At 35.7% G+C, this 22,433-nt stretch carries 26 protein-coding genes; 4 read left to right on the top strand and 22 right to left on the bottom strand.

The window, feature by feature from the left end; genetic code table 11:
• Positions 1 to 124: 124 nt before the first annotated feature.
• The 4 genes from DS745_RS00545 to DS745_RS00530 form a co-directional block, all read right to left on the bottom strand.
• Complete coding sequence (locus tag DS745_RS00545) at positions 125 to 718, bottom strand: genetic competence negative regulator (protein ID WP_129076257.1); 594 nt, start codon at positions 716 to 718, stop codon at positions 125 to 127.
• Between the two features lie 213 nt (positions 719 to 931).
• Positions 932 to 1,843 (bottom strand): MerR family transcriptional regulator, encoded by a 912-nt coding sequence (locus tag DS745_RS00540; RefSeq protein WP_129076256.1) that lies wholly within the window; start codon positions 1,841 to 1,843, stop codon positions 932 to 934.
• Positions 1,844 to 1,988: 145 nt separating this feature from the next.
• Positions 1,989 to 2,753 (bottom strand): metallophosphoesterase, encoded by a 765-nt coding sequence (locus DS745_RS00535; RefSeq protein WP_241657681.1) that lies wholly within the window; start codon positions 2,751 to 2,753, stop codon positions 1,989 to 1,991.
• A gap of 16 nt (positions 2,754 to 2,769) precedes the next feature.
• Positions 2,770 to 3,150, bottom strand: a complete 381-nt coding sequence (locus tag DS745_RS00530; RefSeq protein ID WP_129076255.1) for a hypothetical protein — start codon at positions 3,148 to 3,150, stop codon at positions 2,770 to 2,772.
• A 168-nt stretch (positions 3,151 to 3,318) separates the two neighbouring features.
• On the opposite strand from DS745_RS00530, the gene DS745_RS24395 reads away from it, so the two are divergent.
• Positions 3,319 to 3,456: a hypothetical protein gene (locus DS745_RS24395; RefSeq protein WP_161568131.1), complete on the top strand. Its 138-nt coding sequence runs from the start codon at positions 3,319 to 3,321 to the stop codon at positions 3,454 to 3,456.
• A gap of 60 nt (positions 3,457 to 3,516) precedes the next feature.
• Here the strand turns inward: DS745_RS24395 and DS745_RS00525 are convergent, their stop codons facing one another.
• The 6 genes from DS745_RS00525 to DS745_RS00500 form a co-directional block, all read right to left on the bottom strand.
• Positions 3,517 to 5,196 (bottom strand): formate--tetrahydrofolate ligase, encoded by a 1,680-nt coding sequence (locus DS745_RS00525; protein ID WP_129076254.1) that lies wholly within the window; start codon positions 5,194 to 5,196, stop codon positions 3,517 to 3,519.
• A gap of 146 nt (positions 5,197 to 5,342) precedes the next feature.
• The gene (locus tag DS745_RS00520) at positions 5,343 to 5,903 is read right to left on the bottom strand and encodes a 2-oxoacid:acceptor oxidoreductase family protein (RefSeq protein ID WP_129076253.1); all 561 of its coding nucleotides are present in this window, start codon (positions 5,901 to 5,903) and stop codon (positions 5,343 to 5,345) included.
• The gene (locus DS745_RS00515; protein ID WP_129076252.1) at positions 5,893 to 6,651 is read right to left on the bottom strand and encodes a thiamine pyrophosphate-dependent enzyme; all 759 of its coding nucleotides are present in this window, start codon (positions 6,649 to 6,651) and stop codon (positions 5,893 to 5,895) included. Before DS745_RS00515 ends, DS745_RS00520 begins: the two co-directional genes overlap by 11 nt.
• Complete coding sequence (locus DS745_RS00510; protein ID WP_129076251.1) at positions 6,648 to 7,715, bottom strand: 3-methyl-2-oxobutanoate dehydrogenase subunit VorB; 1,068 nt, start codon at positions 7,713 to 7,715, stop codon at positions 6,648 to 6,650. The genes DS745_RS00515 and DS745_RS00510 overlap by 4 nt, the downstream gene beginning before the upstream one ends.
• 42 nt (positions 7,716 to 7,757) lie before the next feature.
• The gene (locus tag DS745_RS00505; protein WP_129076250.1) at positions 7,758 to 7,988 is read right to left on the bottom strand and encodes a 4Fe-4S dicluster domain-containing protein; all 231 of its coding nucleotides are present in this window, start codon (positions 7,986 to 7,988) and stop codon (positions 7,758 to 7,760) included.
• A gap of 14 nt (positions 7,989 to 8,002) precedes the next feature.
• The gene (locus DS745_RS00500; RefSeq protein ID WP_129076249.1) at positions 8,003 to 8,680 is read right to left on the bottom strand and encodes an ATP-binding protein; all 678 of its coding nucleotides are present in this window, start codon (positions 8,678 to 8,680) and stop codon (positions 8,003 to 8,005) included.
• Between the two features lie 216 nt (positions 8,681 to 8,896).
• On the opposite strand from DS745_RS00500, the gene DS745_RS00495 reads away from it, so the two are divergent.
• Complete coding sequence (locus DS745_RS00495; protein WP_129076248.1) at positions 8,897 to 9,349, top strand: DUF2663 family protein; 453 nt, start codon at positions 8,897 to 8,899, stop codon at positions 9,347 to 9,349.
• Positions 9,350 to 9,395: 46 nt separating this feature from the next.
• On the opposite strand, the gene DS745_RS00490 is transcribed toward DS745_RS00495, so the two are convergent.
• The 5 genes from DS745_RS00490 to DS745_RS00470 all read right to left on the bottom strand — a co-directional run bounded on the left by DS745_RS00490 (position 9,396) and on the right by DS745_RS00470 (position 13,458).
• Positions 9,396 to 9,611: a hypothetical protein gene (locus DS745_RS00490; protein WP_129076247.1), complete on the bottom strand. Its 216-nt coding sequence runs from the start codon at positions 9,609 to 9,611 to the stop codon at positions 9,396 to 9,398.
• Between the two features lie 331 nt (positions 9,612 to 9,942).
• Positions 9,943 to 10,248, bottom strand: coding sequence for a hypothetical protein (locus tag DS745_RS00485; protein WP_129076246.1), 306 nt, complete (start codon positions 10,246 to 10,248; stop codon positions 9,943 to 9,945).
• 49 nt (positions 10,249 to 10,297) lie between these two features.
• Positions 10,298 to 10,879 (bottom strand): CPBP family intramembrane glutamic endopeptidase, encoded by a 582-nt coding sequence (locus DS745_RS00480; protein WP_129076245.1) that lies wholly within the window; start codon positions 10,877 to 10,879, stop codon positions 10,298 to 10,300.
• Between the two features lie 15 nt (positions 10,880 to 10,894).
• On the bottom strand, positions 10,895 to 12,406 hold the full coding sequence (locus DS745_RS00475) for a RecQ family ATP-dependent DNA helicase (protein ID WP_129076244.1): 1,512 nt from the start codon (positions 12,404 to 12,406) through the stop codon (positions 10,895 to 10,897).
• A gap of 2 nt (positions 12,407 to 12,408) precedes the next feature.
• The gene (locus tag DS745_RS00470) at positions 12,409 to 13,458 is read right to left on the bottom strand and encodes a YpbB family protein (RefSeq protein WP_129076243.1); all 1,050 of its coding nucleotides are present in this window, start codon (positions 13,456 to 13,458) and stop codon (positions 12,409 to 12,411) included.
• A gap of 301 nt (positions 13,459 to 13,759) precedes the next feature.
• On the opposite strand from DS745_RS00470, the gene DS745_RS00465 reads away from it, so the two are divergent.
• Positions 13,760 to 14,008, top strand: a complete 249-nt coding sequence (locus DS745_RS00465) for a ferredoxin (RefSeq protein ID WP_129076242.1) — start codon at positions 13,760 to 13,762, stop codon at positions 14,006 to 14,008.
• Positions 14,009 to 14,059: 51 nt separating this feature from the next.
• Here the strand turns inward: DS745_RS00465 and DS745_RS00460 are convergent, their stop codons facing one another.
• The 3 genes from DS745_RS00460 to DS745_RS00450 all read right to left on the bottom strand — a co-directional run bounded on the left by DS745_RS00460 (position 14,060) and on the right by DS745_RS00450 (position 16,755).
• Positions 14,060 to 14,701, bottom strand: coding sequence for a Crp/Fnr family transcriptional regulator (locus tag DS745_RS00460; RefSeq protein ID WP_129076241.1), 642 nt, complete (start codon positions 14,699 to 14,701; stop codon positions 14,060 to 14,062).
• A gap of 34 nt (positions 14,702 to 14,735) precedes the next feature.
• Positions 14,736 to 15,428, bottom strand: a complete 693-nt coding sequence (locus tag DS745_RS00455; RefSeq protein WP_241657680.1) for a FadR/GntR family transcriptional regulator — start codon at positions 15,426 to 15,428, stop codon at positions 14,736 to 14,738.
• Between the two features lie 253 nt (positions 15,429 to 15,681).
• The gene (locus DS745_RS00450; RefSeq protein ID WP_129076239.1) at positions 15,682 to 16,755 is read right to left on the bottom strand and encodes a M14 family metallopeptidase; all 1,074 of its coding nucleotides are present in this window, start codon (positions 16,753 to 16,755) and stop codon (positions 15,682 to 15,684) included.
• 269 nt (positions 16,756 to 17,024) lie between these two features.
• Here DS745_RS00450 and serA point away from each other — a divergent pair, with 269 nt between their 5' ends.
• The gene (gene serA, locus DS745_RS00445; RefSeq protein WP_129076238.1) at positions 17,025 to 18,653 is read left to right on the top strand and encodes a phosphoglycerate dehydrogenase; all 1,629 of its coding nucleotides are present in this window, start codon (positions 17,025 to 17,027) and stop codon (positions 18,651 to 18,653) included.
• Between the two features lie 55 nt (positions 18,654 to 18,708).
• Here serA and DS745_RS00440 read toward each other — a convergent pair whose 3' ends face one another.
• From DS745_RS00440 to DS745_RS00425, 4 genes are all read right to left on the bottom strand, one after another.
• Positions 18,709 to 19,521: a histidinol-phosphatase gene (locus DS745_RS00440; protein WP_129076237.1), complete on the bottom strand. Its 813-nt coding sequence runs from the start codon at positions 19,519 to 19,521 to the stop codon at positions 18,709 to 18,711.
• Positions 19,522 to 19,622: 101 nt separating this feature from the next.
• Positions 19,623 to 20,012: a hypothetical protein gene (locus tag DS745_RS00435; protein ID WP_129076236.1), complete on the bottom strand. Its 390-nt coding sequence runs from the start codon at positions 20,010 to 20,012 to the stop codon at positions 19,623 to 19,625.
• Between the two features lie 347 nt (positions 20,013 to 20,359).
• Positions 20,360 to 21,238, bottom strand: a complete 879-nt coding sequence (locus DS745_RS00430) for a M23 family metallopeptidase (protein WP_129076235.1) — start codon at positions 21,236 to 21,238, stop codon at positions 20,360 to 20,362.
• 218 nt (positions 21,239 to 21,456) lie between these two features.
• On the bottom strand, positions 21,457 to 22,395 hold the full coding sequence (locus DS745_RS00425; protein WP_161568129.1) for a VanW family protein: 939 nt from the start codon (positions 22,393 to 22,395) through the stop codon (positions 21,457 to 21,459).
• Positions 22,396 to 22,433 lie beyond the last annotated feature (38 nt).

Genomic DNA, 22,433 nt, shown 5'->3' with positions numbered 1-22,433 from the left:
TCATAAGTCTACTATATGATAACATTGTACTCCTAAAAATCAATGTTCTAATTAACAACCTGAGTGGGGCTTGGTGATAAACCAGAGGTAACAGAAAAAAAACCTCTAGCTGAGGTTTTTTCTATTAGTTATGAAATGTATGATAAATCTTTTCTATAGCGTTTTTCTCTATTATCTCATTACCGTACTCAATTAATCGAAATATGGTAATGGTAGATGGGTTTCCGTACTCTGATAAGAGGGCAATAAACGCATCCATATCAATTCCAAACAAATCTCTCTCATCAAAGGTTAGGATATAATTGTTTTCAAAATGAAGTAAGCTACCTGATGTCACACCAAAGCTTATTAATCTAGGAGCAAGCTCGATCACATCTTCTATTGATGAAAATTCATAAATAATTTCTTCGCTTTCATCTAAGGTTACTTGCATTTCTATATAACCATCATCAAACTCTTCTTCTGTCTCATCATCTTTTTTTGATTTTGTTACGATGATCACCATGCCCTGTGCTGGTAATGAAAATACTTCTATAGCAATTGGCCCATCTGCCTCAAAACCCAATTCGTCACTAGCCTCTAACATCATATCACGAAAAAGTTGGTGAACTTTTGGTATATCCTGCCACATTTCTTCCTTCGTAATACCACGTTCGCTCAAATCATCAAAGGTTAGAAAAATTTTTATTTTATCATAGTTAAGCCTCTCTAGGCGCATGTCATTTTTCGCCTCCTTCTTACACAAGATCAATCAACATCCGGCATACCATTATATGTTAAAAAATGTTTTTTCTAAAGGATCGTTGTTAACTTCAGGGGTAACGACGAGAACCTACTGCCAAATCTTCTATTATTGTTTTTATAGGTAATATTAAGATATGAAGTAAGATGTCAAGAGGTTCATTTAAATTTACTCAATTTAAGATTTGAGTTACGATTTGAACAGCCTAACTTTTAACCATTCATCCCATTCATCCTTGGAATTCCCCAAAAGAAATTGTTTGTACTCTTCATTTTGTCGCTTCGACAAGTGGTATACTCCGTTTCCACCGAGACCGATATGTAATCCTGGCATAAACTCACTCATCTCATCAATTACGGTTAATGTTTCCTTTAAATTCGTACTAATCGAACAAGATAAAAATAAATATTTAGCTGAAGTTTCCCCTACTACAAGTTTCAGATCCTTTGTAGGTACTCCTGTTCCTAAGTAGATAACTTCAAAACCTTTTCTTCGAAGGTATAATGTAAAAATTAGTAATCCTAACTCATGGCGTTCACTTGGACCACAAACCGCAACTACTTTCGGTAAAAGCGGATCTATTTGTAAATTATTAAAAATTGATCCTATTCTTGTTCTTAAATATTGCGAAGAATAATGTTCATGTGCAACAGTAATTTTATTATTTTCCCAAGCTTCTCCTATTTCTATAAGTACAGGACTAATTATTTCAAGAACAACCTTTTCCACACTAAATAAACTAAAAGCCTCATCTAAAATATGATTTGCTCTTAGTTCTTGGAAGCTTAATAAACTTTCTTTTAACTCTCTTGCAAATGTTTCTAATCTATTGGTATGCTGTGGTTCATTTTGTGTTTCTAAATTAACACTGCCTTTTTCCAAGAGACCAACAGCTTGTCCTATCGTAAAGCCTTTATTTACCTTATCTAACAACCAACGTAAAATGGCTACATGTTCGTCCGAATACAACCGATGACCCGAGTCGTTCCGGATTGGCTCGACTATATTATATCGACGTTCCCAAGCTCTAAGGGTTCCAGGTTGAATTCCTAATATATTCGATATTGCTTTTATATTATATTTTGCTTTATCATTCGCCATAAACATTAGCTCCTATATATTTATTTGCACAACATCAGTCATTGTTGTTGCATTAGGACACTAGAATTCTCTTTCCAGCATGTTCTTTTTACTAATCTTAGTATAAACATAAACATGCTCTTGTGTAAAATTTGTACAACGTTTGTTAAATAGATCTCAGTGTAATGACATGAGCTTCTGCAGGAGCACCCATTCTAAGATGGAGCCTAGTAGTGCCATAACCGTTACTAACCAACATATACAAATCCTTTTTTAATTTGGTAAAACCCGCTTTCTCTGTAATTCCCCATCCAAATAGTCTAATTTGCCCACCGTGTGTGTGGCCACTTAAAATTAGACTAATCTGATGATTTTCCCTAATTTTCTTCTTAATATCTGGATTATGACTTATTAATATTTGAAATCCACCGTTACAATTTTTTAATGCTTCTTCAAGATTATCGAAATGATGTCCATAATCATCTACACCTATTAAATATATAGGTGAAAGAACATTACTGATCATTTTAGAACTATTAACTAGCTGAACAACACCTTCGTTCTTCAACATTGTTTCTAGTTTTAAATGATCTATCTCATAATCATTATTTCCCCATACAAAGTAAGTAGGTGCAATAGCTGTCAGGGCTTTAAGGTTTTCTTCAATTTTTGATAGTGGCACTCCCTTTTCAGCTAAATCACCACCAATAACAATCAGATCTACATTTCCTTTAATTTCACTTATGATTTTCTCACTAATTTTCCGATGATGGACATCAGAAATAAAAAAAAGCTTCATATTAGGTTCATTCTTGGGGTAACTAGAAAAAGCTAGTTCTGTATACGTAATTTTATTTTTTCGTGCCTCAAGCCACATATATACTAATACTAATAAGGGAATGATTACAACTATTGTAAATATGACTTCCACATTACCCCTCCTCTATTTAATTATTGTAGTGCCGACTTCTCCGTCTAATGTTAGCATCCATTATACCATAAAAGAGAGAAAAGCCTATGGCGAGGACGGTCAACCAGAAGCTTTGGAATCCTAAAAACACAAAAATCACAAGTATGAACCCTATCCAAAGCAACTCCTCATTACTCTTGTTTCCTTTATAAATCTGTTCACAAATTCGTTTAATAACCCTTGCAATTGCTAAAAAACCAAAGATAAATAAGAGCAATGCACCTAGCAATTTAAATGGCTCAAAGACCAGTTTCTGTATAAAATTCTCATTAGTTAATACATCAAGTGTAGGAAACATATTCATCGACATTTTTAAACACCAAAACCCAATTAGAAGTAATAATACACGTTTTTTCATTTGAGGCACTCCCTACTAAGAAAATTAAGTAAACAGACTGCTACTAATTCTATTCAGAAGTTAAGAAAATCATTATCCTTATTAGAACGAAAATGAGCCTAATAATTACTACTGATGAAGGGATAAATAATACCTAATAGCAACACATTTATAAAAGGAGGAAAAAAAATGAAGGAGTACCAAATTGAAGATATTCGAAGCAACAAAGAAGTTATGGAAGAAATTACTCATCTAGAAAAGAAAATAGAGGAGCAACTTGGGAAGCATGTTGCGCTTATTGCCTATGTTGAAGAGAATACTGACTAAAATTTTATTTTTCCAATAAAATAAAAGAACTAAACCAATCGGTTTAGTTCTTTTCATTCTCTAAAATAATCCTATTGCCTTACCGTCCTCTGATACATCCATGCGTAATGCCGCCGGTTGTTTCGGAAGACCGGGCATTGTCATCACATCTCCTGTTAGCGCGACAATAAAGCCTGCTCCAACTGAAGGTCTTAATTCCCTGACAGTAATCGTAAAGTCTTTGGGCCTACCTAAGCGAGTAGGATCATCCGACAGCGAATATTGAGTTTTTGCCATACAAATTGGCAACTCTCCCCAACCTTCTTTCTCAAATGAAGCGATTTGTCTTTTTACTTTTGAAGTAAATTCTACACCACTAGCTCCATAAACTTTTCTAGCTATTGTTTCAATCTTTTCCTGGATCGAAGCATCTAACGGATATAGATGCTCGAAGCGGTTTTCCTCAACGTCAATTAATGAAACACACCTTTGAGCTAGTTCCGATGCTCCTTCCCCACCTTTAGCCCAGACTTCGGTCAGAACAGCCTCTACTCCATGCTCCTTACAAAGGTTTTGCAAGATTTTGATTTCCTCTTCTGTATCTGTAATAAACTTATTTATAGCTACAACGAGAGGGAGACCAAACGCTCGTATAGTCTCAATATGCTTTAACAAGTTATCAATCCCAAGCTTAAGCGCCTCTCCATTCTCTTGTTTCAATTCAACTTTTGGAACTCCACCATGCATCTTTAACGCTCTTACTGTCGCTACTACTACTACAAGACTTGGTTTTAGTTTTGCATATCTAGCTTTAATATTAAGAAATTTTTCAGCCCCTAGGTCGGCACCAAAGCCTGCCTCTGTCACGACATAATCTGCAAGCTTAGCAGCCATCTTCGTAGCAATGACACTGTTACAACCATGGGCAATGTTAGCAAAAGGTCCGCCATGAATTAATGCAGGTGTACCTTCTAATGTTTGAACTAAGTTTGGCTTTATTGCATCTTTTAATAGAAGAGTCAGTGCGCCTTCAACACCCAAATCTTTCACGGTTACGGGCTGTTGAGCAAAGTTATATGCAACAACTACTTTTGAAAGTCGTGCTTTCAGATCTTGTAGATTATTTGCCAGACAAAGGATTGCCATAATTTCAGAGGCGACGGTTATGTCAAATCCAGTTTCCCTAGGTACCCCCTGAACAGGCCCACCTAAACCGATGACCACTTGTCTGAGCGCACGATCATTTAAATCAACAACCCGTTTCCAAACAACTCGTCGAACATCAATATTCAACGTATTGCCTTGATGGATATGATTGTCTAATAAGGCAGCTAAAGCATTGTGTGCTGTTGTTATCGCATGAAAGTCACCAGTGAAATGAAGATTTATATCTTCCATTGGAACAACTTGAGAGTAGCCACCACCAGCTGCTCCACCTTTAATCCCCATGCTAGGTCCTAGTGAAGGTTCTCTAAGAGCAATCATTGCATTTTTTCCAATTTTTGTTAATCCCTGACCTAGTCCTACCGTCACGGTTGATTTTCCTTCTCCAGCAGGTGTAGGGCTAATTGCCGTAACTAAAATAACTTTGCCATCTTCCTTAGTATGTAATCTCTCTAGAACATCTAAAGATATTTTCGCTTTATATTTGCCATATGGTTCCCAGTCATCTTTATCTAAGCTTAATTGATCTATAATTTCTGAAATTGGTTTCATGATACATTCTTGAGCAATTTCTATATCTGTTTTAACCTCATTCATTGTTACGCCCCCTAATAAGAATTTTTTTTGCAACTGCCTTTATTTTATCGAAACTTGGGTAAAGTTTAAAGTTTGCCGTTGTACCATTCGAAAAAAAAGGAGGATGACATACATCAGTAAGTCATCCTGTCTAAACGTACGATCGACTAACTAGTCCTTTTTAAATTACTTTTCTTCACTAATAGAGCGCCTTGGGATAATGCTTGTTCATTCGCCGGAATTAAGTGATGTTTTCTTTTCGTCAAAACTTTCTTCAAGGACTCTATTACAGCGTCTTGTGTTACAGCTTTAGAATACTCTAAAAAAGCCCCTAATATTACAGAGTTCGCAACTCTTGTAGTTCCAATTTGGCCAGCCAGCTCAGTTGCAGGAACTTCGATAATTGTAATATCTTCCCTCTCACTTTTCAATTCTATTAAGGACTTATTAACGATTAGTAAACCACCTGATTTAACTTTTGGTTCAAATTTTTGAAAAGAAGGATTGTTTAAGACAATTGCAACTGTAGGAAATTGAATAACCGGTGACCCTACAGGTTGATCACTAATTACCACTGATACATTGGCTGTTCCACCTCGTTGTTCTGGCCCATAAGAAGGGAGCCATGACACATGCTTTTCTTCAATCATGCCTGCATATGCTAGTAGTTGCCCCATAGACATAACCCCTTGCCCACCAAAGCCAGCGATAATGATTTCATGTAACATTGGTCGTCACTCCCCGATCTTTTTTTACTCCAAGAGGATAATAAGGGACCATATTGTCCTCAACCCACTGTAATGATTCCTCTGGATCCAATCCCCAGTTTGTCGGGCATGTAGATAGTACTTCGACAAAACTAAAGCCTACCTGTTCTTTTTGATAACGAAATGCCTTTTTTATTGCTTTCTTTGCCTTTAAAATATTGGCAATGTTATGAGTAGAAACTCTTTCAATATAGGCAACGCTATCAAGGGTAGCTAGCATCTCTGAAACTCTAATAGGCGCTCCCTGAGTTTGTTCGTTTCTTCCTAGCGGCGTTGTTGCTGTTTTTTGTCCAATAAGAGTTGTCGGTGCCATCTGACCACCAGTCATTCCATATGTTGCATTATTGACAAAGATCACGGTAATGTGTTCTCCTCTCGCTGCAGCATGAATAATCTCTGCCATCCCAATCGAAGCTAAATCTCCATCTCCCTGGTACGTAAAAACAATGCGGTTATTTGGAAGAACTCGCTTTATTCCTGTTGCGACAGCTGGAGCTCTTCCGTGAGCAGCTTGAGTCATATCACAATTGAAGTACTCGTAGGACAAAACGGAACACCCGACGGAAGCCACTCCAACTGTGTCTTCTAAAATGTCTAGTTCCTCAAGAGCTTCACCAACTAAGCGATGGATAATCCCATGAGTACACCCAGGACAATAGTGTGTTTCTTTCTCTTGTAAACCTACTGTTCTTTGAAAGACAAGCTTCATACTAGCTCACCTCCAGCTACGTTCATAATTGCGTCATAGATTTCCAGATGACTCGGGATAACTCCACCTGTTCGACCAAAAAACGTAACAGGTGCCGTCCCATTGACTGCAAGTCGAACATCTTCAACCATTTGTCCTGCGCTCATCTCAACAACTAGATAACCTTTTGCTTTATCTTTACGTTCAATGAAGGCTTGCTCAGGAAATGGCCATAGAGTAATAGGTCTAATCATTCCAATTTTGATCCCCTTTTGCCTAGCGGCATCGATGGCATTCTTGGCAATCCTCGACACTGTTCCGTATGCAACCACAAAATAATCAGCATCATCAGCTAGGTAGCTATCAACACGAACTTCCTGACACTTTATTTCACTATACTTAGCTTGCAACTTTTTATTGTGGTTCTCTAAATTCACATCGTTCAATTCTAAAGAAGAAATAACTCGTGGGGGTCCATCCCCTCTCGTACCAGTGGTAGCCCAGTCTTTTTTTGGGAATGCTTCCGTAAAATCAATGGAGGCAAATTCAACAGGTTCCATCATTTGTCCTAGCATCCCATCCCCAAGCAAAATAACTGGAGTTCGATATTTGTCAGCTAAATAAAAAGCAACCTGGGTTAGCTCGACAACCTCCTGTAACGTACTCGGAGCAAGAACTGGAGTATAATAATCACCATGACCTCCTCCTTTTGTTACTTGGAAGTAGTCTGATTGTGCGGGCTGGATATTTCCAAGTCCCGGTCCTCCTCTAGCAATGTTCACCAAAACTGCTGGAAGTTCAGCTCCTGCTAGAAAGGAAATTCCCTCTTGCTTTAAACTAAAACCAGGGCTTGAAGACGATGTCATCACTCTAACACCCGCCGATGCCGCCCCATAAACCATATTTATTGCCGCAATTTCACTTTCTGCCTGCAAAAATAAGCCATCTACTTCAGGTAATCTTTTAGCCATATACGCCACAAGTTCACTTTGCGGCGTAATTGGATAGCCAAAAAAATATTTACAGCCTGATTGAATAGCTGCTTCAGCGATTACCTCGTTCCCCTTCATTAGTACTTTTGCCATTGAAAAATCTCCCCTCTAAAGTTCATTCCCGACTTTGTCTTTTTATGACGCCGTTTTTCTCTCTGTTGGTCGATAAACTGTAATAACTCCGTCGGGACAAATGCGACCACAAGCTGCACAGCTACTACAAGCTTCCTGTTGGTCAACGTATGCCGGATGATAGCCTTTTATATTAATTGTTTCTGAGATTTTAATAATACTAGTTGGGCAGACGTTAACACATAAACCACAACCTTTACAAACATCCTCATTAAAAATGACTCTCTTTTCCAAGTTGCTCTCCTCCTCTAATTCTCCCAGGGAAGTTTCATAAATCGTTTAATATAATGTAGATTAGGTAACTCTTCAATCTCTTTCGTTCCAATTACCTTGTCTGACAAAGTTGTATATAAAAATGGAATACCTAATGTTTCACTAACCTCTTTGGAAATCATGATTCCTTGAAGCAAAGTATCAACTGTTGTTTCCTTACAGCCAAGATTTGTGTTATTAATTAACCCTGTTACCGAAAGTCTTGAAACTTTCTCTATTTCATGAATGGTAGAGACAATTCCCTTGACAGTGCTTACATACGGCCTATTAGCATTTATGACAAAAAGTAATTCATAATCTTCATCTTTTAATTTATGAAAATATTGTCCCAAAGCTGTTGCCCCATCTTTGTCGCCGCCAACATCAATAATGACTCGGTACGAAGAATCCTGTAGCACGCGGTAAACATCTGGAGAAACAATAGGCAAATCAGCAGTAGCTAATATTCCTTTTGGAGCAATTAGTTCCACACCTAATTTAGTGAGATGCTCCCCAACATCTCTCGATCTAAAATAGGGGTTGATGACATCTAGGTCATTTAATGCCACTTTCTTGTAATATATTGCCTCTTTTATTGATATGTTAATTGCAATTTCTGTTTTTCCACTACCAAAATGCCCTGTGATAATTTTTATTCTTTTTGAGTGTTCCACCTTCTCCCCCCTTCCATAGTTTCTCAATTTTTCTTACTACCTTTATTATACAACGTTTGAAAACGCTTTCAACAAGAACTATTCACTTACATAAAGTCTGAAAAGTGAATGTATTCAGAATTCGTTTTATTATAAATTTGAAAATTACTTAGAACTTGTACTATTTCTTTAATGGAAAAATAAATATGGTAGAAAAGGAAGAAACGAGGTGACAGTATGAAAGACTTCGAAGAGTTTTTAAAACAAGTTAATATCTCTGATCATTCAAAGACCACATTATTATTTTTGATGAAGAAAAAAGAAAAAGAAAACAAAATGCAAAGGAATCTTAATATTATCGGTGTTACAACTATCATTACTATCTTATTGTTTGCAAGTTATTTCTACTACAAAATGAAAATAAATGGTGGACTTGGTACATCTGCATTAAATTTTATTCTCAACGATAGCCTCCTCCTTTTCTTAATGGCAACTCTTGCATTTCTTCTTTATTCAATGTTTTATTTCAAGAAGAAGTTCGACAAGGCAGAAAAGGATGTAGATAAAATCAGAGATGACATTCTAGATAGAAGTATGGATTACTGGAAGACAAAAGATGAGTTAAAAGAGCGCTACAAAGTGTTTAAATATTTAAAGGATAAGCAAGATATAAATCTATTCCACAAATAAGAAGGATGGGGCCGAAGATTGTCGGCCTCATCCTTCTTATTTATGGTCATTGTGCTGGAAAACCAAACAGTACGTACTGGTCTCGACAGTAATGATTGCCATTTATACAAACTTTACCATTTGTAAATGATTGTATTTTACCAAAGGCAATGGTTTGTTTTCTCTCTAAGCAAAATACTTCAATTGGCATACCTATCCGTTGATTATGTCCAAGATCATCATCAGTAGTTACCGTCTTATTCCTAAGCTTCGTTAAAGTCATACTGATCACTCCCTTTATCGATTTATATAAAGTTTCAATTCAAAACTCATATAGAAAACGCTTTCTTAGTTATGATTATAATGTAAATAGTTAAAATTTTCAATTAATTTAGTATTAAACCTATGTTACATTTTTTGTAAAAATATGTGAAAATACACAAAAAAAAGAGAAAGCTATCTAATAGCTTTCAATAAAGAGAGAAAAATAAGAGGTCATTTACATTTACTACTTTACTACACATTCGCGTTAAAGTAAATAGTATATTTAGAAAATTCAAAATAAAAATCAAATTAAAGAACTAACTAATTTCTTAGTTAGTTCTAAACCACATTTATAAGTTTAACCGATCAATCCATCTGGGATAGCTAATCACTAATATAACAAGCAACAGGAACAAAAATAATAAAACTTGTACAAGTGGAAATTTAACTCCTCGTCTCTTTCGTTTTTCTTTTTTTTCCACTTCTTTAGTAACTGTTTTTTTTCTTTTAGATTGTTTTATTTGCTTGTACTTTTCCTTTCTTGATGGCAGACTTAGAACGTCAACTTCTTTCTCTTCTACCTCATCACTAACATCGATATCACCAAAGTGTTTTCTTAGTTGCTCAGCTTGATCTTCTTTAAAGTCTGACGTCATGTTTGTATTCACCTCAACTAACAAACTAGTCCATAGTTTTATAGGACAATTATACTCGATTTTCTTTTTTTCGACAGCTTAAAATACAACCTAACACAAAATCGATCGTAAAATGTGTAAATATTGGGACCAATAAATTTTCAGTAATCATATAAAGCCAGCCTAAATAAAAACTTAGACCAACTGTTATTGTAAAAAGTACGATCTTATTTAAATAACGAACATGTATGATAGCAAAAAGTACGCTTGCAGAAATAATACCGAAATGAGTTTGTAACACACCTCTAAATAAGAGTTCCTCTGAAAAAGCTATAAAAATGGATAATAAGAAGATGTGAGCAACACTTCTGTTTTGAAAAACTCTTTCATTTATTCCTCCATCATCTAGCATTCCCTTGGGTAACACTTTCTCTAAGATGAGTTCAAATAAAATGATAATAAGTGCAGAACCACCACCCAGAATGAAAATTGAAAAAGGATCCCACTTAAAAAGCTGAAATAAATCACTCCAACTCTCAAACATAAACCAAGCTAGAATAAAGGCAAGAAGTACCATAAAAAGTTGGGTAATATATAAATTGACTAGTATTTCTTTGTCAGTCATTTTCTTTATTAATTCACTTTGTTTCATGTTAACCAACCTTTTCTACTCGTGAAATAATTTTCTTAACTCATCTTGCCAATCTTGTGGTTGATATGGGTGAAGAACTTCTTCCTTTTCAAAATAATTTTCTAGATTTATTCCACATACATCGCAACAGTTGTCTGGCCTACTGGTTTGTTGCTCATCGAATTGCTCGAGTACTAATTTTCGACGGCACTGTTTATTTACACTGAGCCAATTCTTAAACAATGTTAGTTTATCATGTTTGTACCTAATCCTTTTTGTCACCTTTTCGCTTATCAATTTAACAATTTCATAAGGGTCTTTCTCTATTGGAATACAAGTAAGATTAACTATAACACCTTGTTCTTCCAAATGAAACCGTATGAACCTCCACATGATTTCAGTTATTCCTGTTTCACTAATTAACCTTGTTTCATCAATTCGCCCATGAGGCATCGTGCTTCGTAAATATTGAAGCACCTGAAAAAGTTTTGCTTCACTTGGGAATTCTCGAGTAAGTAGAGACAATTGGATTGATCGTTCGTCGTCACCATAAAGCGTAATTGCAATACTGTTCTGGCCGTCTCGGCCCGCTCGGCCAATTTCCTGCAAGTAAGATTCAAGTTGAGTAGGATAGTGAAAATGGATAACAAAACGGATATTCGGTTTATTCACGCCCATTCCAAACGCGCTTGTACAGCAAATCAACTGCAGTTCATCATTAATAAACTGCTGTTGAATTAATAACCTGTCTTCATTACTCATTCCCCCATGGTAAGGTGCTACACGCTTTATCCCTTTGTTTAGCAAGATGGTCGATATATCTTCTGCCCATTTTCTAGTAGAAACATAAATGATACCTGGACCTTGTAAGTTTCGCACTAGTGTGACAAGCTCTTCAAGTTTTTCTGGGAGATTGTTTGAGACTTTCGAAACAACCATAGCAATATTCGGACGATCAATGCTATAAATATGTGTTTGGTAATTTTTTAAGGCTAATTTTTCAATAATATCTTCTTGAACTTCCTTAGTAGCTGTTGCTGTAATTGCTAAGCATGGTGGATTTCCAAGTTCTGCTCTAACTTCAGCTAGCTTTAAGTAATCTGTTCGAAACTCATGACCCCACTGTGAAATACAGTGCGCTTCGTCCACGATAAAAAGAGAAATCGTTAACTTCTTTAGCTTATTTAGTAAAAATCGAGATTGTAGAATTTCTGGAGAAACATAAATAATCTTCTGTTTATGAAGCTGATTAAGGGCTATTTCCCTTTCGTTATGACCTAAGAAACTATTTAGCGCAACAACATTCCTAAACCCATTACTTTTCAACTGCTGCACTTGATCTTCCATCAGTGAAAGTAACGGAGATATGACTATCGCAACACCATTAAGGATATATGCAGGTAATTGATAACATAATGATTTGCCTGCTCCTGTTGGAAGCATAGCAAGAACATCCTGGCCATTAACTAGATCTTCAATAATCTCTCTTTGTCCTGGACGAAAAGTCTTCAGATGAAATATATCAAGTAGTGCTTTATCTAAATTCAAAATCACACCTCACTTTTCGCTATCGTTAAGCGAATATCAAAATATGATGTCGCTTCATTACACTCTTTTTTAATTTCCTTTAGTCTCTTTGTGCCTAATCTTTTAACAATTTCCAGAATTGCCTCTTGTTTACCTGGAGATACAAAGCGATCTATCGGAAAATCTTTCACATTTAACGCTACTTCTACCACATGATCTTCAACCGTGCTTTGTTTTAGCATTCTTACTGAACTTATCTCTTCTAAGCTTAGTCCTTTTTGTAAGAGTTTATATGTCTTTTGCGTTGTTTCAGTTAAAACATTTATATCTCCAACTCTTTCAAAAATCCCAGATAATATCGGGTACAATTCGATATCTTTATTTACAATGTCTAGAATGCCATGAATGACACCCTTGAAAATAATTTTTACGTATGCGCGCTCCAATTGCAGCTCTCTAGCGATTTGATCAATCGTTAACCCAACGCGATGTACTCCACTTAAACGTAAAACAAATATTGTTGCCTCTTCATTAGTAAAATACTGTAATAGCGTTTTTAGCTCTAGATAAAGATTAGAAGCAAGTTCCTCAACATTGAAATTACCATTCCGTAGCTTGTCCTTTACCCAGAGCTGTATTCTCGTATCCTTAATGACTGGGATAAAGTGCATTTTTTCTACCTTTAGGTGAGATAAACATTGACTTAGTAAAACTAATCTTGTCCAAAAGATCTCATCAACGTCTTTATATAGAAATCCATTTAGATGAGGTGAAATTGGTTGATCCTCTAATTTCTCTTCTAGGTAAGCCTCACCTTCACGTGTTATAAGAAACCGATTTTCACCACACGGTCTAATAAACTTCTTTTCAACTAGTTGTTTCATTGCCTCCAAGACTACATCTCTATCCAACTCTTTATACACACCAAAGAAATGTGTTAGTTGAAATAAACGGCAGTCTTGAATGGTTTGAGCTGTTTTTTTACCGTTTAAGATATGGTAGGCTCCAAAGATTGTTCTACTGCCATCAAAGTTTTTTAACATTAAAAGAAATATAACCTGAAGAAACTCCATAATAATTCATACCCTTCATGGATTGTTAATTGTCGAGATTAGAGCTCCAAATTATGAAAGCTTATAATTTTATTATATAATTAAGTTTGTATAATAGCAGATAAAAACTTTGGTAACTTGGCAAACCCTTATATGATAAGCATTCTCATTAGATTTAACTATTGAAATGTGTACAATTTATTTATACAATATGTTTAGGAAGATTAATTCCTTAATCAAAATGTTGAACCTTTTCACCAAATTTACATATGCATTTTGGGAAGGGATTTAATATTTCACAAAAATTTGGGAGGTTTTTGTAATGGCAAAATACACGATTGTAGACAAAGATACTTGTATCGCATGTGGAGCATGTGGAGCAGCTGCTCCAGATCTTTATGATTATGATGATGATGGAATTGCATTTGTAATTATTGATGATAACCAAGGAACAAAGGAAGTTCCTGAAGAATTATATGATGATATGCAAGATGCTCTTGAAGGATGTCCTACAGACTCAATCAAAATTGCTGATGAGTCATTTGATGGCGACGCTTTAAAATTCGAATAACTCATAATGAAAGCTTCCACATTTGTGGAAGCTTTTCTTATGTAAATATTTCTACAAATCGTCAACCAATAAAATTCGGTCTTTTCTTATTTTCACTCTTCCTTGTTGTTCTAGTTTTTTTAATTGACGGGTAACTGTCTCCCTTGATGCACCGACAATATTTCCTAATTCTTGGTGAGTTAAATGAATTAACTCCGTTTCAGACAAATCATTCATTTGTCTTAACGTCGAAAGTAAGCGTTCTTCAACATTCATTGATAGCATTTCGTTTAACTTCTTTTGTAGAGTGTAGATTTTTTTACTCATTTCTTTAATTATCCTAAACGATAAGTGTGGATGAGTCTCTACAAATCGCTCAAATGAAGCTATCGGAATAAGTAATACCTCAGCTTGCTTTTTAGCTGTCGCAGTTCCTGGATAAGGTCGATCGTCAAAAAATCCTGTGTGAGGGAAAATCTCACCGCTTGTTAAGATATTTATAAGCGACTCTTCACCATCTTCGCTTAATTTACTTATAAGTACGGTTCCTTTGCCTAGAACAAACAAAAAATTACGGTCATCACCTTCTGAAAATAACACATCTTTATCGTCAAAGTTCTTTTCAACGGCTTGATCGAGTAATGGTCTAATTTCTTCCGATGTTAGACCAATAAAAAATTCATTTTTTTTTAGTAACGCTTCCCAATTTTTCATGGTTCACCTCGTCTTTTTCTTATCGGTGTGGATTTCACCTAAAAAGTTCTACTTCGACACCAACAATATGCTCTAACATTTTATTGTAAGCGAGTCTTGAGTCTTTTTGTTTTATAGCTAAAAATATTTCATAATGCTCAGTATATAGTTGCCTCATTTTCTTTTCGTTTGAAAACAGAAACAACTGCCTAGCTTCTTTCATTGATTCTTGCATCGTTTCTGAGATTGTAATCATGAGACGATATAACATTTCATTTTTGGAGGCTTTGACGATAGCCATGTGAAAATTCATATCAGCTTTTTCTCCCAAATCTCCATCGCCTTCCGCTTTTTCCATCTCACTTAACCAATGCTCCATTTCATGTAAATCTTCAGATGTACGATTTTCCGCAGCTAATGATGCTGCACCTGTTTCGTTAAACCTTCGTATTTCAAACAATTGGCGTAAATCTTCTTTTTCTAGTACTGGTGGAATCATCTGATTAGCAACATCAAAATCCACTTTTTTTACAAAAGTTCCTTCGCCTTGGCGAATTTCAATGTAGCCCATTGCTTTTAAAGCACTCAGCGCCTCTCTAATCGCTGATCGACCGACATTGAAATCCTCAGCTAACTGTTGAACAGAAGAAAGACGATCACCTGGTTTAACCTTTCCACTCACAATTAAATCCTGTAATTGTTCAGCGACAATCTCATATATCTTCTTGGGCTTAATTTGTTTTATCAATTCCCATTTCCTCCTACACATTTAAACTACTAAAACGCTTACAAATAAACACTCATCTGAATTCATGGTCCTCTGACGACCATATCACTAACTTGAATTGTACCGATAATCTTACGAAGTTTCAAATATAATTAACATTTCAAAAGATTTGTTACGCAAAAAAAGCTGACCCATAAATAATTCCAACCAGTAACCTCTTCTAGAAGAAGAGGTTACTGGTAAAATTATCTTTATAGGCCAGTCTTTTAAGAAATTATAATAGTAACCCCTCTAGTGCAAGTAAGCTATTGTTTGCCCATATTTCAGGATAAGCAGAAAAAGGTAATGGATTTGTTCCAACTCCCACTTCAATCGTAAACCCTGGTCTACCTGTCTCTTGTATAAACCAATCTTTATACCCACCATCACTATCTGCAGTTTGGATAGGTTCATAAGAGCTGACTAGAGAAAGGCGTTCTACCATTGCTTTACTTTCCACGGGCTCTAAGCTTTTATATCCCCAATAAATAACTTGCCCCTGGGAATGAAATGCTAATACATAGGAAAAGTTATTTTTCTTAGTTAGATGATATACTGCTTTGACCTCTGGCTCTGTCAAGGGTGCTCGACCACTGTAATGTCTTGGCCAAGGCACTTGTGGGCTCTCCTTGGCCTCCACATCCCAGCCTGCAGGCCACTGATGATTTAAATCAACACCTCTAATATTGCTAGACCAGTGCTCAAATCTCCTTGAGTACTTATTGATATTTAAGACTGAGTAAAAATGTGGGTGTTCTTCGTATATTCCCTGTTGGACAAGTTCAATTCCATCTGGATTAACCATTGGTACGATAAAAAGTTTTACTTGTTCTAAAATTTTGCTCACCTGATACTGAAAAAACGGCAGGCCAGCTTGAGAGTACTGCAATAACTCTTTTAAAAACGTCATTAAAAATTTTGAAGTTAGCCATTCGTTAGCATGCCAACCACCAGAGTAGAATACTTCTTTTTTTCCGCTACCTACTACAAATGCATAGATCGGCTTTCCCATTACTGAATTACCAATTTTTTGGATTGAAACTAGGGAAGGATAATACTTTCGTAAAAATTTCACATCCTCTTCAAGATCGCTTGGTCCATATTCCATTTTACATTCGTAAGGAGACACTTTTTTATTAACGGCATTTTTAGTTTCTGGAATGATCATCTGTTCGTTTGGGTAAATGTACTGACTAGCGTTCTCTAACTGGTGATTACTTAGTAATAAGTCAATGACTCTTACTTGGAATTGATGGGCAACCTTGTGAATTGTGTCACCCTCTTTTACAACGTATTTACGCAACAACATCCCTCCTATCCTAGTTAAAAGCCATTATTCCACCTGGCTAATTGACACGGTTCCATTAGTATGGTAAATTATCAAACAATTAAATCTTTTTAAGAAATTCCAATATAAAGAAGAGCTCATAGATGTAGTTCCTAAGATCGTTTAGTTTCACCTTAAAAATCCTTATGCAAATTGCCCTGCTTTTATGAGAGATTTAGAGCTTTATTTAACTCACATGACATGATTTTTTTTACTTAATCACTTTAATACTTTAAATTGAAAAATAAAAAATGATAAGGAGAGTGGAGTTTGTGGTTCAAGCACTAAGTCAAACAGAAAAAGTTTTTACGGTTTTGGTTTCTGACTCAATGAGTAAAGAAGGGCTACTTCCGCTACTAGAAAGCGACAAAATTATTTGTCTACAAAAGACAATAGAGGAAGCTCAAAACCAGTTAGATCAAGTTGATGCACTATTAATCCGAAGTGCTACAAAGGTGACTACAGAGCTATTAGACAAAATGCCCAATGTTAAAATTATTGCTCGCGCAGGTGTCGGTGTAGACAATGTAGACATTCAAGCAGCTACAAAAAAAGGAATAATTGTAGTTAACGCACCTGACGGAAATACCATCTCAACAGCAGAACACTCATTTGCAATGATCGCCGCATTATTAAGAAAAATCCCACAAGCAAATACGTCTACGAAAAATGGTGAGTGGACCCGAAAGAAATTCCAAGGAACTGAATTATTTGGTAAAAGCTTAGGGATTGTTGGTTTTGGGAGAATTGGATCAGAAATTGCCAAACGAGCAAAAGCATTTCAAATGTCAATTTATGTTTTTGATCCATTTTTAACAAAAGAGAGGGCAGAAAAATTTGGAGTGACCGTTTCTTCACTAGACGATGTTCTAGCTCAGGCTGACATTATTACTGTGCATACACCATTAACAAACGAAACAAAAGGTCTCTTAAATTTCGATACGATTGCGAAAACGAAAAAGGGAGTCTTTTTAATTAATTGCGCACGTGGGGGAATTATTGACGAGGAAGCTCTCATTTATTACTTACAAAATGGTCATGTAGCAGGGGCAGCACTTGACGTATTTGAAGAAGAACCAGCTACAAATACACGTTTGTTAGATTTTGAGCAAGTAATTGCTACACCACATATTGCAGCTTCAACTATTGAAGCTCAATTAAATGTAGCCTCTCAAGTATCTGAAGAGGTTTTGAACTACTTTGAAGGGAAACCTGTTCTCAATTCAATAAACCTGCCAACCATTTCAAAAGAAGTATACAAAAAAATACAACCTTACTATGAGTTAGCTAAGTCAATGGGATCTATTCTATCCCAATGTATGAGAACACCAGTAAACGAAATAGAGGTTAACTATGGTGGTGAGGTTACAACACTAGAAACATCTATTACTACAAGAAGTTTACTCGCAGGTTTCCTCCAGCCTCGTGTGGATGCACCAGTCAACGATGTTAATGCTTCAATTATTGCTAAAGAACGTGGAATTACATTTGGTGAGAAGCATATCAATAGTTCCTCAGGCTACTCAAATGTAATCTCTGCATCAGTGATCGGTGAGGATCGGACGTTTAATTTAAAAGGAACGTACGTTAAAGAGTATGGCCCTCGAATTATTAGGATCAATGAATTCAAAGTCGATTTCACTCCATCTGGGCATTTAATTTATATTGAACATATTGATAAACCGGGGATGATTGGTTTAGTTGGGCAGCTACTTGGAAAACATGAGATCAATATTGGATCAATGCAGGTTGGACGTAAAGAAGAAGGCGGAAAAGCGCTAATGATGCTCTCGATTGACAAACCACTCACCGAGTCCGTATTAAGAGAACTGGTTTCTAGTGAGCATATCCTATACGTTAATAAAATTGATTTAACATAACAACCTATTTAAAAAGTCAAAACAAAGAGGCCATATTAAAATGGCCTCTCTTATTTTATCCTAAAGGCACTTCTTTACGTTCTCCTTTTTGGAACGTCATAATAGACGTATATCCTACACTACGGGCTAAGTCTACGGCTTTATCAAAGTCTCTGCCCACATCTTCTGGTACATGTGCATCTGATGACAATACAATAGGTATACCTTTATTATAACAAAGTTGTAAAAGCCTTGGGTCTGGGTAAAGTTGTCCTACTTGCTTCCGTAACCCAGCTGTACTTATTTCAACACATGTCTTAGAATTAGCTAGTGCTGTTGTTGCTCGCTCGTATTGTTCGAAAAGAAACTCTTCATCTGTTGGGATGTAATTAAAGATTTTGACTAAATCTATATGCCCAATGATATCAAATAAATTTGATTGGGCTAATGTTACCACTTGGTCAAAATAACTTGTATATGTCTCCTTTAAATTACGCGTCTCCCACTCATGCTTATATTCCCCTAAGTCAATTCCAAAATCATCAATCCAGTGAATAGAACCAATCACATAGTCGAAGTCATAATTCTTAATAAATTCAGCCATCTCTTGATGTTTTCCTGGAGTATAATCCATCTCTATTGACATTTTCACATCAATTTGAGCATCCCAGGCCTGTTGAAACAACTTCACGTAATCTTCCATATCGTAATATCGTCTTTCATTCACCCATGGATTACTGAGAATATTTTTTGTTTGATAGAAATGATAGGCGTGTTCAGAAATTCCAAAATGTTCGATCGTTTTTGATTTTGCATTGTCAGTAAACTGCTTTAAATAATCTAACGTTAACGTACCTCTTTCAAGGTGGTTATGATAATCTGTTAACATAAATTTCTCCCCTCGTATAAAAAACAGATAGATAATTTCGAAAGTCACAAACTATTTCTACTATTATAACTCTTCAATTTCATATAGTGAAGATAGAAACATTACCATATTTTACTTAAGAGAAAATTTAACTGCTCTTCAGAAGAAATAGTTAAAAACAACTTTCCTTCATTTGTCAGACTTGCTCGTCCATCTACCAATTTAATGAGGCCCTCTGAAACTGATACATCATAATAAAATCGATATAATGAAACGTTTATCCTTTTTTTGTTTCCAGTTAGATTATAGTTTAATGTTCGATCTAAACTTTTCCAAAAGCGCTGATGAAAGAAATTACCTGGGACAAGTCGAACTGCCCCCTGTAATTTTAGCTTTCGTAACATAAAACAAAAGCCATCTACTAGAACAACACTATGATTTGATGTTTTCGTTTTCTGATTTAACCAGTAAATAACATCTGTATTAATTTTGGTTTTGTTAACGTTGTGCATGTTTCTTACCACACTTCATTCGTTTGTTATGTAATTATTTCTTATAGTGTCATTTTACCATATATTCTTGCTAACTATTTCAACTTTTTTTAAGGCTCTTTTCGTAAACATTGTGGCTTACTTACCCTAAAATAATAGGAACAATACCTTAGATGAAGATGTCATTCAATAATTAAGTAAGAAAAGAGCAATACTTACTAAATTAGTGGTTAATTCTTATTATTTTGTGTAAAAATCCGGCTTTTGGGATTTTTACGAAAGCAACAAACATTGCGAAAACAGCTCTTTTTAAAGAAAAAAAGGATGGAAATATACTACCCACCCCTTATACTCAGCTATTAATTTTCTTAATTTCCAACCGTAAGTAATGTTCCTATTTGAATACGGTCATCTTTAAGCCCATTCATTTTTTTGATTTTGGATACGCTTGTCCCCGATTGCTCAGCAATTTTCCATAAGGTATCCCCTTTTTGAACAATATAGCTTCCTTTTGGAACTATCTTTAATCGCTGGTTAACAACAATCGAGTCGGAAGAAAGTTGATTCCAGCTTTTGATTTCGTCTACCGAGACTTGATAACCTTTCGCAAGACTCCACAAGCTATCACCTTTTTTGACCTTAATATAAAAAACCTCACTTGGTTGATCATGATGCTCTTCATAAGCAGAGGCTACTTGATATTCTTCAGTATCGGCATACTCATCAGATAAAACAAAAAAAGAGTCTTTGTTATCTCCAATCACTAAAAAAGGGTCGATTGCATTTTTCTTAGACATTGTCCAATTGCCATCATGAACTTCAAAATGTAAATGGTCTCCTGAAGACCTGCCAGTATTACCAACCGTTCCAATTTCTTCGCCTTGATAAACTGTAGCACCTTCTTCTACGAGACGTTTATGTAAATGAGCATATACTGTCTCATAACCATCTGTATGCTCAATGAACACGACGTTACCGTAAGTAGTAGAATAATATGATTTTACTACCACCCCATCACTAACAGAAACTACTGTAGTTCCGCGTGGGGCCGCAATATCAATACCATAATGTTTCCCATTTCTTGTCCCAAATGTGTCCGTAACAAGGCCGACAGTCGGCCAGATGAAGTTAACTACCTCATAATTGTCACTAGTCTCTGCAAACGATACTCTTGTGCCGATAAATAATATCCCTATTGAAAGGGCAACAGCCATAGCTATTAAAAAACGCTTTATATAGTCGTACATTGGATCCTCCTGTTTTTTTCAATCATAATTTCTACAATCCTATCCTATGGAACCCTCTCAAAATTTATAACAATAATTTTCTTTCTAAGCTCATTTTTAGACGAAACGTTTATAAGATTGTCCATTGGCCATAGAATTTATTCATTATGACTAAAAGTGCCAGTTATAACAACTCTATTATAGCAGTTTGGTAACTGACACCGGATTGTAAAAATTACTTACTCCGTTGGTTGCTGTGATGCATATATTTGAACCTCTATTTTCCCTGTTTGTAAATTTACATCAGTACTAATTAGTAATGGGAAATCATATGGATTTTTAAACTTAAAATCTGGTCCACCCCAAGATACCGTAGCATCGCGATTTTGGGGCACATATCCAATATCTCTAGAATGAGAGTACCGTTCTATTATTTCCATCCCAGCCTTATCTACGGCATTATATAACGTTGAAGAAGTTTGACATATTCCTCCACCTACTCCAACAACGAATTCTTTATTTACAATTTCCATTGCTTCTTGGTAGCCTCTTTCTGTGGTTCTTTGACCTACCACCTTATTAAAAGAAAAAATCTCATTTGGTGCGAGTACAAAGTGATCAATTGCCTGAGAAGAAAGTTTTATATTTATTGATCGCCCAGAGACATTTGGATTAAAGTAAGTCACATACGACCCTATTATTGAATGTTTGATGGTTTTTAAGTCATCCAAGGTTACTTGTGGGACCTCTTCGTAGATCGGTAAGACTAAGTATTTATTGTAATAGTATAAAGACATCATCTTATTAACTAACTCTCGTTCGGATAGAATCACTCTATTTTTCCCTTCTTTCAGTACTCCATCTCTGGTAATTGTTGGGTTTAGAAGAGGCTGATCAATGTTACTTGCTAACTGTTTTGCTAATTTAATTACCTTATCTTCCTCAAGACCATTCCCTTTCTGAAACCCTAATTCGGATAAGGAGACTTTTACTAAGACGTCATTAGTTCTTCCGTCAACTAAATCCCAACTAAGGGATAGCTCCTCTTTACTTCTGATATCTAGTTCCCTTATCAAATTAGCTTGGATAGAAATTTTATTAGTTTCTTTTTGGTCAAGAAATTCAACACACCCAGTTAATAAAAATAATGAGGTTATGACAATGATGACTTTTTTCATGAGATGTTCCCCCTTCAATGACATACGAAATAATATAT

Origin of the sequence: Anaerobacillus alkaliphilus, from assembly GCF_004116265.1 — a bacterium.
Taxonomy (GTDB): domain Bacteria; phylum Bacillota; class Bacilli; order Bacillales; family Anaerobacillaceae; genus Anaerobacillus; species Anaerobacillus alkaliphilus.
The sequence above is the reverse complement of the archived record's forward strand: the minus strand, read 5'-3'. Positions and strand labels throughout refer to the sequence as shown.

Bases quoted from the DNA above. Each gene is read 5' to 3' on its own strand.
- DS745_RS00545 (WP_129076257.1), bottom strand. From the start codon at position 718: ATGCGCCTAGAGAGGCTTAACTATGATAAAATAAAAATTTTTCTAACC.
- DS745_RS00540 (WP_129076256.1), bottom strand. From the start codon at position 1,843: ATGGCGAATGATAAAGCAAAATATAATATAAAAGCAATATCGAATATA.
- DS745_RS00530 (WP_129076255.1), bottom strand. From the start codon at position 3,150: ATGAAAAAACGTGTATTATTACTTCTAATTGGGTTTTGGTGTTTAAAA.
- DS745_RS24395 (WP_161568131.1), top strand. From the start codon at position 3,319: ATGAAGGAGTACCAAATTGAAGATATTCGAAGCAACAAAGAAGTTATG.
- DS745_RS00525 (WP_129076254.1), bottom strand. From the start codon at position 5,196: ATGAATGAGGTTAAAACAGATATAGAAATTGCTCAAGAATGTATCATG.
- DS745_RS00520 (WP_129076253.1), bottom strand. From the start codon at position 5,903: ATGTTACATGAAATCATTATCGCTGGCTTTGGTGGGCAAGGGGTTATG.
- DS745_RS00515 (WP_129076252.1), bottom strand. From the start codon at position 6,651: ATGAAGCTTGTCTTTCAAAGAACAGTAGGTTTACAAGAGAAAGAAACA.
- DS745_RS00510 (WP_129076251.1), bottom strand. From the start codon at position 7,715: ATGGCAAAAGTACTAATGAAGGGGAACGAGGTAATCGCTGAAGCAGCT.
- DS745_RS00495 (WP_129076248.1), top strand. From the start codon at position 8,897: ATGAAAGACTTCGAAGAGTTTTTAAAACAAGTTAATATCTCTGATCAT.
- DS745_RS00490 (WP_129076247.1), bottom strand. From the start codon at position 9,611: ATGACTTTAACGAAGCTTAGGAATAAGACGGTAACTACTGATGATGAT.
- DS745_RS00485 (WP_129076246.1), bottom strand. From the start codon at position 10,248: ATGACGTCAGACTTTAAAGAAGATCAAGCTGAGCAACTAAGAAAACAC.
- DS745_RS00480 (WP_129076245.1), bottom strand. From the start codon at position 10,879: ATGAAACAAAGTGAATTAATAAAGAAAATGACTGACAAAGAAATACTA.
- DS745_RS00470 (WP_129076243.1), bottom strand. From the start codon at position 13,458: ATGGAGTTTCTTCAGGTTATATTTCTTTTAATGTTAAAAAACTTTGAT.
- DS745_RS00465 (WP_129076242.1), top strand. From the start codon at position 13,760: ATGGCAAAATACACGATTGTAGACAAAGATACTTGTATCGCATGTGGA.
- DS745_RS00460 (WP_129076241.1), bottom strand. From the start codon at position 14,701: ATGAAAAATTGGGAAGCGTTACTAAAAAAAAATGAATTTTTTATTGGT.
- DS745_RS00450 (WP_129076239.1), bottom strand. From the start codon at position 16,755: ATGTTGTTGCGTAAATACGTTGTAAAAGAGGGTGACACAATTCACAAG.
- serA (WP_129076238.1), top strand. From the start codon at position 17,025: ATGATAAGGAGAGTGGAGTTTGTGGTTCAAGCACTAAGTCAAACAGAA.
- DS745_RS00440 (WP_129076237.1), bottom strand. From the start codon at position 19,521: ATGTTAACAGATTATCATAACCACCTTGAAAGAGGTACGTTAACGTTA.
- DS745_RS00435 (WP_129076236.1), bottom strand. From the start codon at position 20,012: ATGCACAACGTTAACAAAACCAAAATTAATACAGATGTTATTTACTGG.
- DS745_RS00430 (WP_129076235.1), bottom strand. From the start codon at position 21,238: ATGTACGACTATATAAAGCGTTTTTTAATAGCTATGGCTGTTGCCCTT.
- DS745_RS00425 (WP_161568129.1), bottom strand. From the start codon at position 22,395: ATGAAAAAAGTCATCATTGTCATAACCTCATTATTTTTATTAACTGGG.